Consider the following 13,357-nt stretch of genomic DNA (forward strand, 5'->3'; position numbering starts at 1 on the left):
ATCCACATCAGTGTAAGGGGGTCATTTTTGGACGCCGATCACCCCTCTACGGGGTCAAAATTGCATGCTTGTTCACACGCAGAAATCCGTCGCTTAAGTTGAGCGCGAACGCCTTTGACGTGCCGACCGCAAAATTCCTCACCAGTAAGAAGAGTCTGCCCAACCTATGTAGGAGCAGACGAATGCGTAAGAGCCGTTTCACCGAGGCGCAAATCATCGGGAAGATCAAAAAGCAGGAAGCCGGGATGCCGACGGCGTAGGTGTGCCGTCAGCATGGGCTGAGTCCGGCGACCTATTACAAGCTGAAGTCCAAGTACGGCGGCATGGAGGTATCGGAGGCGGCGCGGCTGAAGGCGCTGGAAGATGAGAATGCCAATCGCTTGCTGGCAAGGTGAGGGCTGCGGGGAGCCTCTGTATCCCTCGCCTCTTTGCAAACTCCGACACCGATTTTCGCAAATTATTTTCTTCGCCTGAGAACAAGTTGGCCAATCCTCACTCTTGAGACGCAGTGAGCAGACGCTGCAAGAGCGGCTCAGAGGAGAAACAGCCAACTATCGGTCCATGTGACACGGTGATAGGGGACCGGAGACAACCCCGTCAAGGGGGTAGACAAATATGGCGCTCAGCGCTCATTCTTGGCGTGGCCCGACTGGCTTCTCGATGCACTTTCTAATGCCCCCGACGACGTACGGATTGGAGGAGAACTGATCTTTGGCACCGGTCAAAGGCCTGCTGCAGCGATCAAGATGCTCAGGAGCTCTTTCAACGGGGAGTGGGTCACCGTCGTGGATGAAAAGGGTAATGAGACATTCGATATCTATTGCCCTGTACGTCTCCGAATGGTGGTTGAAAGCCTCGACGAAGGCCCAAGGCATGTGCTTTCCAAAACAGATGTAGCCCCGCGCTCCTATGACGAAATCGAGAAGTCGTTTCGCTCGTGGCGCTCCACGCTCACAGAGCTCGCCGCAACACACGACGATGACGCGAAGCGTTATAGCCTTCATGAGCTTCGAAAGCGCGCGTGCGTTGAACTTGCGGAAGCTGGTTACTCGGATGCAGAGATCCAAGCTGTGACCGGCCAGAGCCTCGAAACAGTCGCAAAGTACCGCAAAGAAGCGAACCAGAAAGCGATGTCTCGCACAGCTCAACTGCGACGATTCCAAGAGTGAAGTGGGAGTCAGCCGTGGGAGTCACGTAAGAAATGAAAAAACCGCCGGTCTGACAACCGGCGGTTTTTTTCTTGCAATTGCAATGCTTTGCGATTGGTACCCAAGGCCGGACTCGAACCGGCACGCTGTCACCAGCGGGGGATTTTGAATCCCCTGCGTCTACCATTCCGCCACTTGGGCACGTAGGGCGATGTAGCCTGCAAAAGCGGCAGGAGCAAGTGGATTTTCACCCGCGCTGCGCGCCCAGTTGCTTGACCTTGGACGCGCGACATGGTGAGGCATTCAAAACAGCCGGAGCCCCCGATAATGATCCGCCGCCTTTATGACTGGACCCTGGGCCTGGCCCAACACCGCCATGCCCTCTGGGCGCTTGCCGTTGTCGCTTTTGTCGAAAGCTCCTTCTTTCCGATCCCCCCTGACATCCTGATGATCCCGATGATCATCGCGCGGCCAAATCGCGCTTGGCTGATCGCCGGGGTGGCGCTGCTCGCGTCGGTCTTGGGCGGGCTTTTGGGTTATGCCATCGGCGCGCTGGCCTTTGAGAACCTCGGCCAGCCGATCCTTGCAAGTCTCGGCAAGACCGATGCGATGGCGGAATTCTCGACCCGGTTCAATGACATGGGCTTTTGGGCGGTGCTGGTCGCCGGGGTCACCCCCTTCCCTTACAAGGTCATCACGATCATGTCGGGCTGGACGGGTATGCCGCTTGGCACCTTTATCATGACCTCGATCCTCGCCCGCGGGCTGCGGTTCTTTGTCGTGGCGGGGCTGCTGTGGCGCTTTGGCGCACCGATCCGAGACTTCATTGAACGGCGCTTGGGTTTGATGTTCACATTGGCCGTCGCCCTGCTGATCGGCGGCTTCATGGTGGTGAAGGTACTATGACGGGTAAGACATTGACATCACTGGCGACACTCGGCTCGGCCGCGCTGTTGCTAGGCGCTTTCGGGTTTCAACATCTGGGCGGCTACGCGCCCTGTCAGATGTGCCTTTGGCAGCGCTGGCCCCATGCGGCGGCGGTGCTGATTGGGGCAATCGTACTGCTTGGCGGGCCGCGCGTGCTGGCTTGGCTCGGCGCCTTGGCGGCGGCGGTGACTGCGCTGATCGGCGTCTTTCATGCCGGTGTGGAATGGGGCTGGTGGCCGGGGCCAAGCTCCTGCACCGGCGGCGGCATGGATTTGGGCAGCCTCGATGGCGGGTCACTGCTGTCGACCGAAGGCCCCAGCGGCTTGGTCATGTGCGATGAGATCGTCTGGCAGTTTCTGGGCCTGTCGATGGCCGGGTGGAACGCGATTTTCTCTTTCATCTTGGTCGGCCTTTGGGTCGCTGCCGCGCGGAAGGCGGTCTGAAAGACGAGAACCTGACAAACTGGACAGGCGACCTTCCAGTTTGTCAAAAACACCCCCGAAACGGACAGTTTGACGGCTTGTCGTTCGACAGATGCGCGGATTATCTGAGATCAAACATCTCAGGAGTCCCCCATGTCGAACCAACAGAACTGTATTTTGCTGGGCGTTCCGCTGGACAGCGGCAAGCGCCGTCGCGGCTGCCTGATGGGGCCGGACGCCTATCGTACCGCGGGGCTGGAGCGCGCGCTGCGCGACCTTGGCCATAGCGTGACCGACCGCGGCAATGTGGCCCCTGCCCCCTACCACGCCAAAGAGCATGAGAAGCTGCACGCGCTGGAAGAGACCATCGCCTGGACCGAGAGCCTCGCCGCCGCCGCCGATGCGGCGATGGACGACGGGCTGCCGATCTTCATGGGTGGCGACCACGCGCTGGCGCTTGGCACCGTGCTGGGCGCGATGCGCCACGCCGAGAAGGCGGGCCGCCCGCTCTTCGTGCTCTGGCTCGATGCGCATACGGATTTCCACACGCCCCAGACCAGCGACAGCGGCAATCTGCACGGCACGCCGTTGGGCTATGTCACCGGGCGCGAGGGGTTTGACGGCTTCCCCGTGATCGACAGCCCCCTGCCCCATGACAACATCGCCATGATCGGGCTGCGCTCCGTCGATGCGGCCGAACGTGCCGCGTTGCAGGAAACCACCGTTACTTACGTCGACATGCGCGAGATCGACGAGAGCGGCATCGCCAAGCCGCTGCAGCGCTTCCTCGACAAGGTCGCGGCGGCGGGCGGCATGCTGCATGTCTCGCTCGATGTCGATTTCCTCGACCCGTCAGTCGCGCCCGCCGTGGGCACCACCGTGCCGGGCGGTGCCACCGTGCGCGAGGGCCATCTGGTGATGGAGATGCTCTCGGACAGCGGTCTTATGACCTCGCTCGATCTGGTCGAGTTGAACCCCTTCCTCGATGAACGCGGGCGCACCGCGCAGCTGATGGTCGACCTCACCGCCTCGGCCTTTGGCCGCCGCGTCTTTGACCGCCCCACACGCGCATATTGATTGGAGACCCAAGATGACCAACCTCAAACCCTCCGACAAGGCGCTGGTGCCTTTCGTTTCCGTCGACCAGATGATGAAGCTCATCCACCATGTCGGGGTGGAGGAGATGCTCCGCGGGCTGGCCGACTACATCGAAGCCGATTTCAAACGTTGGGAGCTTTTCGACAAGACCCCGCGCGTGGCGAGCCATTCCGAGAAGGGCGTGATCGAATTGATGCCGACCTCGGACGGCGATGTCTACGGTTTCAAATACGTCAACGGCCACCCCGACAATACCAAGACCGGCTTCCAGACCGTGACCGCCTTTGGCCTTTTGGCCAATGTGGCCAACGGCTATCCGGTGCTGCTGACCGAGATGACGATCCTCACCGCCCTGCGCACGGCGGCGACTTCGGCGGTGGTGGCGCGGCTGCTGGCGCCCAAGGGCAGCCGGGTCATGGCGATGATCGGCAACGGCGCGCAGTCCGAGTTCCAGAGCCTCGCCATGAAGGCGATCTGCGGCGTGGACGAGGTGCGGCTCTACGATATCGACCGCGCAGCGACCGCGAAATGCGCGCGTAACCTTCAGGGCCATGGCATCAAGGTGGTGGAATGTGACACCGCCGAAGAAGCGATCATGGGCGCGCAGATCATCACGACCTGCACGGCGGACAAGCAATATGCCACGATCCTGACCGACAACATGGTCGGCTCGGGCGTGCATATCAACGCGATCGGCGGCGATTGCCCGGGCAAGACGGAACTGGCGCCCGCTATCCTGCACCGCTCGGACATCTTCGTCGAATTCCCCGAGCAAACACGGATCGAGGGCGAGATTCAGCAGTTGGAACCTGATCACGCGGTCACCGAGATCTGGCAGGTGCTGTCCGGTCAGGCCGAGGGCCGCCGCGATGCGCAACAGATCACCCTGTTCGACTCCGTGGGCTTCGCGATCGAAGATTTCTCGGCCCTGCGCTATGTCCGCGACCAGATTGCCGAGACCGGCCTGTTCCAACCGCTTGATCTGCTGGCCGATCCGGACGACCCGCGTGACCTTTTCGGGATGCTGCAACGCGCGGGCTAAGCGCTCAGGGCCGCCGTTCTTGAGCGGCGGCCTTTACCCTTTGGTCACGTCATGGGCGTAGAGCCAATCGAAAGCCCGCAGCATCGCGCCGGGGGCCAGCGTTGAGGCGATGCGCAGGCCGGTATGGGCCGCAAAGCGTATCGGACCTGAGCGTAGATGATAGCGAGTGGCGTTGCCTTCGGAGGTTTTCACGATGCGCCGTGCTCGGTCGATACGCGCGGCCTGATAGGCGGTGAGCGCCGCGTCGCGCGGATAGCGGGTCAGGCAATCGGCCAAAACCCATGCATCCTCCAACGCCATATTGGCCCCTTGCGCCAGAAAGGGCAGTGTCGGATGGGCCGCGTCGCCCAAAAGCGCGACACCCTCTGCCTGCCAATTGGCGGCGACGGGGTGGTGGTGCAGCCCCCAGAGGGTGACCTCCTCCACCGCCTTCAACATCTGCGCGGCCTCCGCCCCGAAACCGGCAAAGGCGCGGCGCAGGTTGGCGGGATCGTCGCGATGGTGCCAGCCTTCGGCGGCCCAATCGTCACGCTCTTCCACGGCCACGAGGTTGACCATACGCCCCTCACGCAGCGGATAGCTGACCAGATGTTTCCCCGGCCCCATGGTGACCCGCGCCTCGGGCGGATGATCGACCACGTTGGGAATGAGCGCCCGCCACGCGACCTGCCCTGAGAAACGGGCCTGATCCGCCCCGTTCAACTGCACCCGCCCGACCGAATGAATGCCATCGGCAGCCACCACCAGTTCCGCCCGCCGCCGCCCGCCGCGGGCCATCTGTACCTGTGGCAGCGCACCGGGATGGATGGAGGCGACCTGCGCATTGGTCTCGAAACTAACATTGGCCCGCTGTGCGGCCTCGCGCAGGAGGTCGATCAGATCGGCACGGTGGAGGAAGTAATAACGCTGATCCTCCGGCAGGCGGGTCAGGTCCAGCCGCGCCACTTGGCCGCCCTTGGAATAGTCGCAAAGCCGTACGGCCTGCCCGCGCACCGCACCGCGTGCCGCCAACCCACGCTCAAGCCCCAACCCGCGCAGGACGGCGAGGCCATTGGGGCTGATCTGAAGCCCGGCACCGATCTCGGAAAAGCGGGCGGCCTGTTCGAGCAGGGTCACGGCCACGCCACGCCGCGCCAGCGCCGTGGCCAGCGCCAGCCCGCCGATCCCGCCGCCTACGACAATCGCATTGGAAGGTTTCATTCGCGCCCCAACCACAAACGCCGAAGCATTTGCCCCGGCGTGTGGTGTTTCAGGTGATGTCAGTCGTCGCGGTGGACTTTCTCGCGCCGCTCGTGACGCTCTTGCGCCTCAAGGGTCATGGTGGCGATGGGCCGCGCGTCCAGCCGTTTGAGCGAGATCGGATCGCCGGTGACCATGCAGTAACCGAACTCTCCCTCGTCGATCCGCCGCAGCGCCGCGTCGATCTTGCCGACCAGTTTACGCGCCCGATCCCGGGTGCGCAGTTCCAAAGCGCGGTCGGTCTCTTCCGAGGCGCGGTCGGTCACATCCGGGATGTTCCGGGTGCCGTCTTGCAGTGTTTCGATGGTGTCGCGGCTGCCTGCCAACAGTTCCGCTTTCCAGTTGATCAGCTTGCGCCGAAAGTACTCAAGCTGACGGTCATTCATGAATGGCTCGTCCTCGGCCGGACGATAGTCGTCCGGCAGGAAGATTTCCTGCTTCATTTGTTTTTCCCCGGCGTTTTTCAATTCAGACATTAAAAAGGCCTGTCTCCCGACATCGTCCCCTGCCGCAGCGTCTATCTGAGCGGGTAACAATTGTCACTACACAATCCCTTTGATTTTTGGTTAAAGGCCAAGGATCAAGCGCCCGTCACACGAGGTTGAAAACAAGATGAAATTCCAAGGCACCAAAGACTACGTCGCCACCGAGGACCTGAAAATTGCCGTCAATGCGGCGGTGACGCTGGAGCGGCCATTGCTGGTGAAGGGCGAGCCCGGCACCGGCAAGACCGAGCTTGCGCGGCAGGTGAGCGACGCTTTGGGCCTGCGGATGATCGAATGGAACATCAAATCGACCACCCGCGCGCAGCAGGGCCTGTACGAGTATGACGCCGTGAACCGTCTGCGCGACAGCCAGTTGGGCGACGAACGGGTTCATGACGTCAAGAACTACATCCGCAAGGGCAAGCTCTGGCAGGCTTTCGAAGCGGATGAGAAGGTCGTGCTTTTGATTGACGAGATCGACAAGGCCGACATCGAGTTTCCCAACGACCTGTTGCAGGAACTCGATAAGATGGAATTCTTCGTCTATGAGACGGGCGAGACGATCCGCGCGCGCCAGCGCCCCATCGTCATCATCACCTCGAACAACGAAAAAGAACTGCCCGACGCCTTCCTGCGCCGCTGCTTCTTTCATTACATCCAATTCCCCGACATGGAGACACTGAAACAGATCGTCGAAGTGCACCATCCGGGCATCAAGCAACAGCTGCTGACCACCGCGCTAACGCAATTCTACGAGATCCGCGAGCAGCAGGGGCTGAAGAAGAAACCCTCGACCTCCGAAGTGCTGGACTGGCTGAAGCTTTTGCTGGCCGAGGATATGGACGCCGAAGATCTTGCCAAGGACGGCCCCAACGCCCTGCCCAAGCTGCACGGCGCGCTGTTGAAGAACGAGCAGGACGTGCATCTGTTCGAGCGGCTGGCCTTTATGGCGCGGCGTCAGCGGTAGGGCGGCAACACAAGTGCGACTTTACGTCAAAAGCGGGTATTTTCCTCGCTTTTGATTTTTCGCCTGCCTAGGCTGAGGTCAATCACGGGCGCAAAGACCCGGGTTGAAACGACCGATGGGGCAGGCAGATGCAAGGACAATCAGCGACGGCGCCATGCGCATTTTCCACTAGATCAGGGCTGGTACGCCCAATGATAGGCCCGGGCGCATGAGGCGCGGGCTGAAGGCACGGTTGATCCTGCCGCTGATGCTGCTGCTGAACGCCTGCGTGCCCGCCTCGCATTCCGAGGTGGCAACCCGCGCGGTCATCGCCGACAGCACCCTGCCCCCGATGAAGCAGTTCACCCAAGCCCGCCCCGCTCAGCCGCATGTGTCGAATGCCGCGCTGGCGGAGGATTTCCTCGACCTGTCCTTCCGGATGGAAAGTGGCCGCGCCCTGCCCGTTCTGACCCGTTTCGAGGGGCCGATCACCCTGCGCGTTCTGGGCCAACCGCCTGCCACACTGGGGCCGGACCTTGCGCGTCTGCTGGCCCGTCTGCGCCGCGAGGCCGGGATCGAACTGCGGGAGGTCACGGGCGGAGAGGCCGGCATCACCATTCAAGCGGTGAACCGCAGCCAAATCCGCCGGCTCTTGCCGCAGGCGGCCTGTTTCGTAGTGCCAAACGTCAGCACGCTTGAGGAATACCGCCGCGCGCGCCGCTCGCCCGCCACCGATTGGACCCGCCTGACCGAGCGGCGCAAGCTGGCGATCTTCCTGCCCAATGACGTGAGCCCGCAGGAAAGCCGCGACTGCCTGCATGAGGAATTGGCCCAAGCGCTTGGGCCGCTGAACGACCTCTACCGCCTGCCGGATTCGGTGTTTAACGACGACAATGTTCATACGGTGCTGAGTGGTTTCGACATGCTGGTGCTGCGCATTTACTACGACCCTGCGCTGCGCTCGGGCATGAACCGCGAGGAGGTGGCCGCCCGCTTGCCGGGCATTCTGGCACGGGTGAACCCCGCAGGCGGCACCGTCGCCCCCCGCCCCGCCCGCGCCACGCCGCAGGTCTGGAGCCGCGCGATCCAGACCGCGCTTGGCCGCGACGTGAGCCGTAACGCCCGGCTGAAGGCCGCCCGTGACGCGCTGCGCGTCGCCGAGACGCAGGGCTGGCAGGACAACCGCCACGCCTTTTCGCATTACGCCATGGGCCGGGTCATCCAGATGACCGAACCCGCCGCCGCACAGGCGCATTACCAAACCGCCGACGCCCTCTATGCCCGCACCCCCGGCACCACGCTGCACCGCGCCTATGTCGCCACCCAGCGGGCAGGCTATGCGGTGACCATCGGCGACGGCGCAGGCGCCCTGGCCCTGATCGCGCCGCATCTGCCCGTGGCCGAAGCCAGCGAAAACGCCGCCCTTCTGGCCACGCTCATGCTGCTCAAAGCCGAAGCGCTTGAGATCGAAGGCCGCGGCATTGAGGCGCGCCGCGTCAGGCTGGACAGCATCGGCTGGGCGCGATACGGCTTTGGCCCTGACTGGGCCGTGCGGGCCAAGCTGCGCGAGATCGCAAGCCTGAACCCGCGCAAAGGATAGGCCCGCGAAACAAACGGGCAATAGGTTATGATAGCACTCGGATTGGCATTGATCGGCGCGATTATCGGCGGGCTGACCGCGCGCAAACGCGGCGGCAACCGCAAGGACATCGCGCAATATGCCGCGGGCTATGGCATGGCCTTTCTCATCGTCGGCATGATCGCCACGGTTCTGCTGGACCGCGCATTGAGCGTCTGATGTTTCTGCCCTTCTTCGATCAGCTGCGCCGCCACAATGTTCCGGTCTCCTTGCGGGAGTTTCTGGCCTTTCTGGAAGGCATGAAAGCGGGGCTTGCGACCTATGACGTGGAGGCGTTTTACTATCTCGCCCGCGTGTCGATGGTCAAAGATGAGCGCAACATCGACAAGTTCGACCGCGCCTTCGCCGCCGCCTTCAAAGGGTTGGAGAAGATCAGCCTCGACGATGTGCTCGACGCCGTGGACCTGCCCGAAGACTGGCTGCGCAAGATGGCCGAAAAGCACCTCACGCCTGAGGAAAAGGCCGAGATCGAAGCCATGGGCGGTTTCGACAAGCTGATGGAGACGCTGAAAAAGCGGCTGGAGGAACAGAAGGGCCGGCATCAGGGCGGCTCCAAATGGGTCGGCACGGCGGGCACCTCGCCCTTCGGCGCCTACGGCTACAACCCCGAAGGCGTGCGGATCGGCCAGAAGGAAAGCCGCCACCAACGCGCGGTCAAGGTCTGGGACAAACGTGAGTTCCGCAACCTCGACGACAATGTCGAGATCGGCACACGCAATATCAAACTGGCGCTGAAACGCCTGCGCCGTTGGGCGCGCGATGGCGCGGCAGAGGAGTTTGACCTCAACGGTACGATCCGCGCCACAGCGGAACACGGCTATCTCGACGTCAAGACCCGGCCTGAGCGGCGCAATGCGGTGAAAGTGCTGCTGTTTCTCGACGTCGGCGGCTCGATGGACCCGCATGTAAAAGTGGTTGAGGAGCTGTTCAGCGCCGCGAAGGGCGAGTTCAAACATCTCGAACATTTCTATTTTCACAACTGCCTCTACGAAGGCGTTTGGCGCGATAACCGCCGCCGCTGGGACGCGCAGATCCCCACCCATGAGGTGCTGCGCAGCTATGGCTCTGACTACAAATGCATTTTCGTGGGCGATGCCTCTATGTCGCCCTATGAGATCGCCTATCCGGGCGGCGCGAATGAGCACTGGAATGCCGAGGCCGGTGCCACATGGCTGGCGCGTGCGCGGGACCAGTGGCCGAACCATCTGTGGATTAACCCCGTCCCCGAACGGCAGTGGGGCTACACCCAATCCATCGCGATGATCCAAGAGATTTTCGGCCCCGAGGCCATGGTGCCGATGACGCTCGAAGGCTTGAGCCGCGGCATCAAGACCATGACGCGCTGACCCCTTCCTTGACACCCTGCTGCGCCGCGCCACCTCAGGGAGCGAAGGCAAGCAATGTGGAAGGAAATAGAATGTCCCCGATCATCAAATCTGGCCGCGCGAAATGGGAAGGCTCGCTCAAGGAGGGCAACGGCCATGTCTCGACCGAAAGCGGCGTGCTGTCCGACCAGCCTTACGGCTTCAACACCCGTTTCGAGGGCAAACATGGCACCAACCCCGAAGAGTTGATCGGTGCGGCCCATGCCTCCTGCTTTTCCATGGCCCTGTCGATGATCCTCGGGCAAAGCGACCTGACGCCCGACAGTATCGAGACCAAGGCCGAGGTCCATCTGGAAGAGAAAGACGGCGGCTTTCATGTGCCGAAAGTGCATCTGACGGTCGAGGCCAGCATCCCCGGCGCGTCGCAGGAAGACTTCGATGAGGCGGCGAAAACCGCCAAGGAGAACTGCCCGATCTCCAAACTGCTGACGGCTGAGATCACGATGGACGCGAAACTCGTCTGATCGCCAAGAATACGACCGGGGCGCAGGCCATGGCCGCTTGCCCCCGGTCCCCCCGCTCCCCATATTGGGCGCATGATCCGCGTTATCCCCATCCTCCTCGCCATCCTCTATGCGCTGGCGATGTACCGTTTTTCGGCTTGGCGCACGGCGCGGGAGTTGGATGCGAAATCGACGCCGCTGGTCGATCCGAAGTTGAACGAGATCAGCAACCGCATGGCCCGCGCGCTCGACCTGCCGCGCATCAAGGTGCATCTCTATGAGATCGAACCCGTCAACGGGCTAGCGGCCCCCGATGGGCGGATTTTCATTACCCGCGGCTTCTATAACAAATTCCGCCAAGGTGCTGTAACGGCTGAAGAATTGGCAAGCGTCATCGCCCATGAATTGGGCCATGTCGCGCTTGGCCATTCGCGTCGCCGGATGATTGATTTCTCGGGCCAGAACGCCCTGCGCACTGCCCTTGCGATGGTGCTGGGGCGGCTCATTCCCGGCATCGGCGTCTGGATCGCCAGCGGGCTGACCAGCCTGCTTGCCGCGCGGCTGTCGCGTAACGATGAATATGAGGCCGACGCCTATGCCGCCGCCCTGCTCACCAAGGCCGGGATCGGCATTGGCCCGCAAATCTCCCTGTTTGAAAAGCTGGACGCGCTCAGCCAATCCGGCGGCAACCGTCCGCCCGCGTGGTTGTTGAGCCATCCAAAGACGGAAGAGCGGATCGACAAGCTGCGGCAAATGCAGTTGCGGTGGGACGGCTGACCTAGCTCAGAGCCTTTGCCAGCCGGGGCAGCCGCGCCTTTTTCAGCAGCGCGCGCATCTCCCATGGCTCACCGGAAAGCCGCCGCGCCTCTTGCAGAACGGCTTCGGCCACGGGGGTGACCATCTCCGGCGTCGCCTGCCAGATGCCGTGCAGGTAGCTGTCGGGATCGGCGCGGCTCAGCCCCTCTTCGGCGAGGATTTGGCGCGGGAAGTCCTTGGCGTTCAGCGTAAGGATCATATCGGCGCTGCTGGCCACGGCGACGGCCAGCACATGGATGTCATTCTCATCCGGCAGCCAGAGCCGCGCTTGTAGACCGGGGGAAGCCTCGCGTTCGGCCCCCGGCCAATTGCCGCGCAACAGCGCGATCTCGGCCCGTGCCTGCGCTTCGCCCGCGGGGCCAAGTTTGACTGCCGCGCGGGCCCATTCCTCCAAGATACGCGCCGACCAAATCGGCTCGAACGCGCCCCCTGCGGCCACGCCGAGCACCATTTCGCGCATCACCGTGGGGTAAAGCACGCAAGTGTCGATCAGCACGCGGGGGCGCGTTTCCATCACAGGCGGAAGAACAGCGACTTGAGATACCCGCTTTCCGCAAGCTGCGGCAGTTGCGGGTGGTCCGCCCCGGCGAAGCCGGTGTGCAGCAGCATGGCGCGGCGTCCGGCCCGACCGATGCCGCGCACCGAAGCAGTGCGGAATTGGTTCAGATCAGCGGCGTGTGAGCAGGAGCAGAGCCCTAGAATGCCATTCTCTGCCACCAGCTGCGCCGAGAGCCGCGCGACGCGTTCATAGGCACGAAGCCCCGCGTCAACCGCTTGGCGCGAGGGGGCAAAGGCGGGCGGGTCGCAGATCACCACGTCGAAAGTCTCGCCCTCGTCCCGCAGGGCGGTGAGCACGTCGAAAGCATCCCCTTGGCGGGTGGCGAAACGGTCTTGCATGCCCATCGCCGTCGCCCCGGCCTCGGCTAGTTCCAGCGCGGGGGCGGAGCCGTCCACCGCCAGCGCCGAGGATGCGCCGCCCGCAAGTGCTGCGAGGGAGAAGCCGCCGACATGGGAGAAGACATCGAGCACCCGCGCGCCATTCCGCGCGAGATTGGCGGCAAAGGCGTGGTTCGGGCGTTGGTCGTAGAACAGGCCGGTTTTCTGCCCGCCGGTGAGGTCGGCCATATAGGTCGCGCCATTCATCGGCACCGGCAGCGGCCCCTCGGGCGTTTCGCCTGCCAACGTGGCCGAGGCATCGTCTAGCCCTTCGAGCTTGCGGGTCCGGCCTGAGGCGTTTTTGAGTACGTTGTGCACGCCCGTCACGGATTGCAGCGCGGCGACGAGCGGCTCAATCAGCGCGTCTGCCCAAGCGGCATTGGGTTGGATCACGCAGGTATCGCCGAAACGGTCGATGATGACACCCGGCAGGCCATCGGCCTCGGCGTGGATCAGGCGGTAATAGGGTTGATCGTAAAGCTGGCTGCGCAGTTGAAGGGCGCGATTAAGGCGGGCTTCGAACCAGGCCTGATCGATATGCGCCTCGGCGTCTTGGTCGATCATCCGGGCGATGATCTTGGAATTCGGATTGACCGCGACCAGCCCCATCGGCTTGCGCTCGGCATCCTCCAACAGCGCCAGCGTGCCGGGGGCGAGCCCGCGCGTGCGGCGGTCGGTGACCAATTCATTGGCATAGACCCAAGGAAAGCCGTGGCGGATGGCGCGGGCGTTGGCCTTGGGCAATAGGCGCACCACGGGACGTGTGGCAGGCTGCGGGGCGGAGGGGGTTTGGGGCGTTGTCATAGCGCCCCTCGTACTGCGTTCGCGCGG

15 protein-coding genes, 1 tRNA gene and 1 pseudogene are annotated in these 13,357 nt (G+C 63.0%); 12 read left to right on the top strand and 5 right to left on the bottom strand.

All coding sequences use genetic code 11. The annotated features are described in order from the left end of the window. Positions 1–182: 182 nt before the first annotated feature. Positions 183–389: pseudogene (locus tag ACGYLI_RS17405) on the top strand (transposase); the annotation flags it as partial. 246 nt (positions 390–635) lie between these two features. Beyond that, on the top strand, positions 636–1,169 hold the full coding sequence (locus tag ACGYLI_RS17410; protein ID WP_394420097.1) for a hypothetical protein: 534 nt from the start codon (positions 636–638) through the stop codon (positions 1,167–1,169). A 94-nt stretch (positions 1,170–1,263) separates the two neighbouring features. Here the strand turns inward: ACGYLI_RS17410 and ACGYLI_RS17415 are convergent. Beyond that, positions 1,264–1,349, bottom strand: a tRNA-Leu gene (locus ACGYLI_RS17415). A 126-nt stretch (positions 1,350–1,475) separates the two neighbouring features. On the opposite strand from ACGYLI_RS17415, the gene ACGYLI_RS17420 reads away from it, so the two are divergent. The 4 genes from ACGYLI_RS17420 (at position 1,476) to ACGYLI_RS17435 (ending at position 4,637) form a co-directional block, all read left to right on the top strand. Then, positions 1,476–2,054 (top strand): YqaA family protein, encoded by a 579-nt coding sequence (locus ACGYLI_RS17420; protein WP_209218107.1) that lies wholly within the window; start codon positions 1,476–1,478, stop codon positions 2,052–2,054. Next, the gene (locus ACGYLI_RS17425; protein ID WP_394420098.1) at positions 2,051–2,518 is read left to right on the top strand and encodes a disulfide bond formation protein B; all 468 of its coding nucleotides are present in this window, start codon (positions 2,051–2,053) and stop codon (positions 2,516–2,518) included. The genes ACGYLI_RS17420 and ACGYLI_RS17425 overlap by 4 nt, the downstream gene beginning before the upstream one ends. 132 nt (positions 2,519–2,650) lie before the next feature. Next, complete coding sequence (rocF, locus tag ACGYLI_RS17430) at positions 2,651–3,574, top strand: arginase (RefSeq protein WP_394420099.1); 924 nt, start codon at positions 2,651–2,653, stop codon at positions 3,572–3,574. A gap of 13 nt (positions 3,575–3,587) precedes the next feature. After that, positions 3,588–4,637, top strand: coding sequence for an ornithine cyclodeaminase (locus ACGYLI_RS17435; protein ID WP_394420100.1), 1,050 nt, complete (start codon positions 3,588–3,590; stop codon positions 4,635–4,637). 33 nt (positions 4,638–4,670) lie between these two features. On the opposite strand, the gene ACGYLI_RS17440 is transcribed toward ACGYLI_RS17435, so the two are convergent. Further along, positions 4,671–5,837, bottom strand: coding sequence for an FAD-dependent monooxygenase (locus ACGYLI_RS17440; protein ID WP_394420101.1), 1,167 nt, complete (start codon positions 5,835–5,837; stop codon positions 4,671–4,673). Positions 5,838–5,896: 59 nt separating this feature from the next. Beyond that, positions 5,897–6,319, bottom strand: coding sequence for an RNA polymerase-binding protein DksA (gene dksA, locus ACGYLI_RS17445; RefSeq protein ID WP_067262021.1), 423 nt, complete (start codon positions 6,317–6,319; stop codon positions 5,897–5,899). A gap of 169 nt (positions 6,320–6,488) precedes the next feature. On the opposite strand from dksA, the gene ACGYLI_RS17450 reads away from it, so the two are divergent. From ACGYLI_RS17450 to ACGYLI_RS17475, 6 genes are all read left to right on the top strand, one after another. Continuing rightward, complete coding sequence (locus tag ACGYLI_RS17450; RefSeq protein ID WP_271693512.1) at positions 6,489–7,328, top strand: MoxR family ATPase; 840 nt, start codon at positions 6,489–6,491, stop codon at positions 7,326–7,328. Between the two features lie 208 nt (positions 7,329–7,536). Then, entirely contained in the window at positions 7,537–8,907 is a 1,371-nt protein-coding gene (locus tag ACGYLI_RS17455) for a DUF2927 domain-containing protein (protein WP_394420102.1), read from the top strand. Positions 8,908–8,934: 27 nt separating this feature from the next. Then, the gene (locus ACGYLI_RS17460; protein ID WP_067262001.1) at positions 8,935–9,105 is read left to right on the top strand and encodes an apolipoprotein acyltransferase; all 171 of its coding nucleotides are present in this window, start codon (positions 8,935–8,937) and stop codon (positions 9,103–9,105) included. Further along, positions 9,105–10,292 (top strand): VWA domain-containing protein, encoded by a 1,188-nt coding sequence (locus tag ACGYLI_RS17465; RefSeq protein WP_394420103.1) that lies wholly within the window; start codon positions 9,105–9,107, stop codon positions 10,290–10,292. The genes ACGYLI_RS17460 and ACGYLI_RS17465 overlap by 1 nt, the downstream gene beginning before the upstream one ends. A 71-nt stretch (positions 10,293–10,363) precedes the next feature. After that, positions 10,364–10,795, top strand: coding sequence for an OsmC family protein (locus ACGYLI_RS17470; protein WP_394420104.1), 432 nt, complete (start codon positions 10,364–10,366; stop codon positions 10,793–10,795). 72 nt (positions 10,796–10,867) lie between these two features. Further along, entirely contained in the window at positions 10,868–11,551 is a 684-nt protein-coding gene (locus tag ACGYLI_RS17475) for a M48 family metalloprotease (RefSeq protein ID WP_271693509.1), read from the top strand. Between the two features lies 1 nt (position 11,552). Here the strand turns inward: ACGYLI_RS17475 and ACGYLI_RS17480 are convergent, their stop codons facing one another. Both ACGYLI_RS17480 and ACGYLI_RS17485 read right to left on the bottom strand, forming a co-directional pair. Continuing rightward, complete coding sequence (locus ACGYLI_RS17480) at positions 11,553–12,104, bottom strand: RSP_2648 family PIN domain-containing protein (protein ID WP_394420105.1); 552 nt, start codon at positions 12,102–12,104, stop codon at positions 11,553–11,555. Continuing rightward, on the bottom strand, positions 12,104–13,330 hold the full coding sequence (locus ACGYLI_RS17485; RefSeq protein ID WP_394420106.1) for an RSP_2647 family RNA methyltransferase: 1,227 nt from the start codon (positions 13,328–13,330) through the stop codon (positions 12,104–12,106). The genes ACGYLI_RS17480 and ACGYLI_RS17485 overlap by 1 nt, the downstream gene beginning before the upstream one ends. Positions 13,331–13,357 lie beyond the last annotated feature (27 nt).

It is taken from the genome of Sulfitobacter sp. 1A13421 (assembly GCF_043557285.1).
Lineage (GTDB): Bacteria > Pseudomonadota > Alphaproteobacteria > Rhodobacterales > Rhodobacteraceae > Sulfitobacter > Sulfitobacter faviae.

Excerpts from the sequence above, each read along its gene's own strand:
- ACGYLI_RS17420 (WP_209218107.1), top strand. The coding sequence starts at position 1,476 with ATGATCCGCCGCCTTTATGACTGGACCCTGGGCCTGGCCCAACACCGC.
- ACGYLI_RS17425 (WP_394420098.1), top strand. The coding sequence starts at position 2,051 with ATGACGGGTAAGACATTGACATCACTGGCGACACTCGGCTCGGCCGCG.
- rocF (WP_394420099.1), top strand. The coding sequence starts at position 2,651 with ATGTCGAACCAACAGAACTGTATTTTGCTGGGCGTTCCGCTGGACAGC.
- ACGYLI_RS17435 (WP_394420100.1), top strand. The coding sequence starts at position 3,588 with ATGACCAACCTCAAACCCTCCGACAAGGCGCTGGTGCCTTTCGTTTCC.
- ACGYLI_RS17440 (WP_394420101.1), bottom strand. The coding sequence starts at position 5,837 with ATGAAACCTTCCAATGCGATTGTCGTAGGCGGCGGGATCGGCGGGCTG.
- dksA (WP_067262021.1), bottom strand. The coding sequence starts at position 6,319 with ATGAAGCAGGAAATCTTCCTGCCGGACGACTATCGTCCGGCCGAGGAC.
- ACGYLI_RS17450 (WP_271693512.1), top strand. The coding sequence starts at position 6,489 with ATGAAATTCCAAGGCACCAAAGACTACGTCGCCACCGAGGACCTGAAA.
- ACGYLI_RS17455 (WP_394420102.1), top strand. The coding sequence starts at position 7,537 with ATGAGGCGCGGGCTGAAGGCACGGTTGATCCTGCCGCTGATGCTGCTG.
- ACGYLI_RS17460 (WP_067262001.1), top strand. The coding sequence starts at position 8,935 with ATGATAGCACTCGGATTGGCATTGATCGGCGCGATTATCGGCGGGCTG.
- ACGYLI_RS17465 (WP_394420103.1), top strand. The coding sequence starts at position 9,105 with ATGTTTCTGCCCTTCTTCGATCAGCTGCGCCGCCACAATGTTCCGGTC.
- ACGYLI_RS17470 (WP_394420104.1), top strand. The coding sequence starts at position 10,364 with ATGTCCCCGATCATCAAATCTGGCCGCGCGAAATGGGAAGGCTCGCTC.
- ACGYLI_RS17475 (WP_271693509.1), top strand. The coding sequence starts at position 10,868 with ATGATCCGCGTTATCCCCATCCTCCTCGCCATCCTCTATGCGCTGGCG.
- ACGYLI_RS17480 (WP_394420105.1), bottom strand. The coding sequence starts at position 12,104 with ATGGAAACGCGCCCCCGCGTGCTGATCGACACTTGCGTGCTTTACCCC.
- ACGYLI_RS17485 (WP_394420106.1), bottom strand. The coding sequence starts at position 13,330 with ATGACAACGCCCCAAACCCCCTCCGCCCCGCAGCCTGCCACACGTCCC.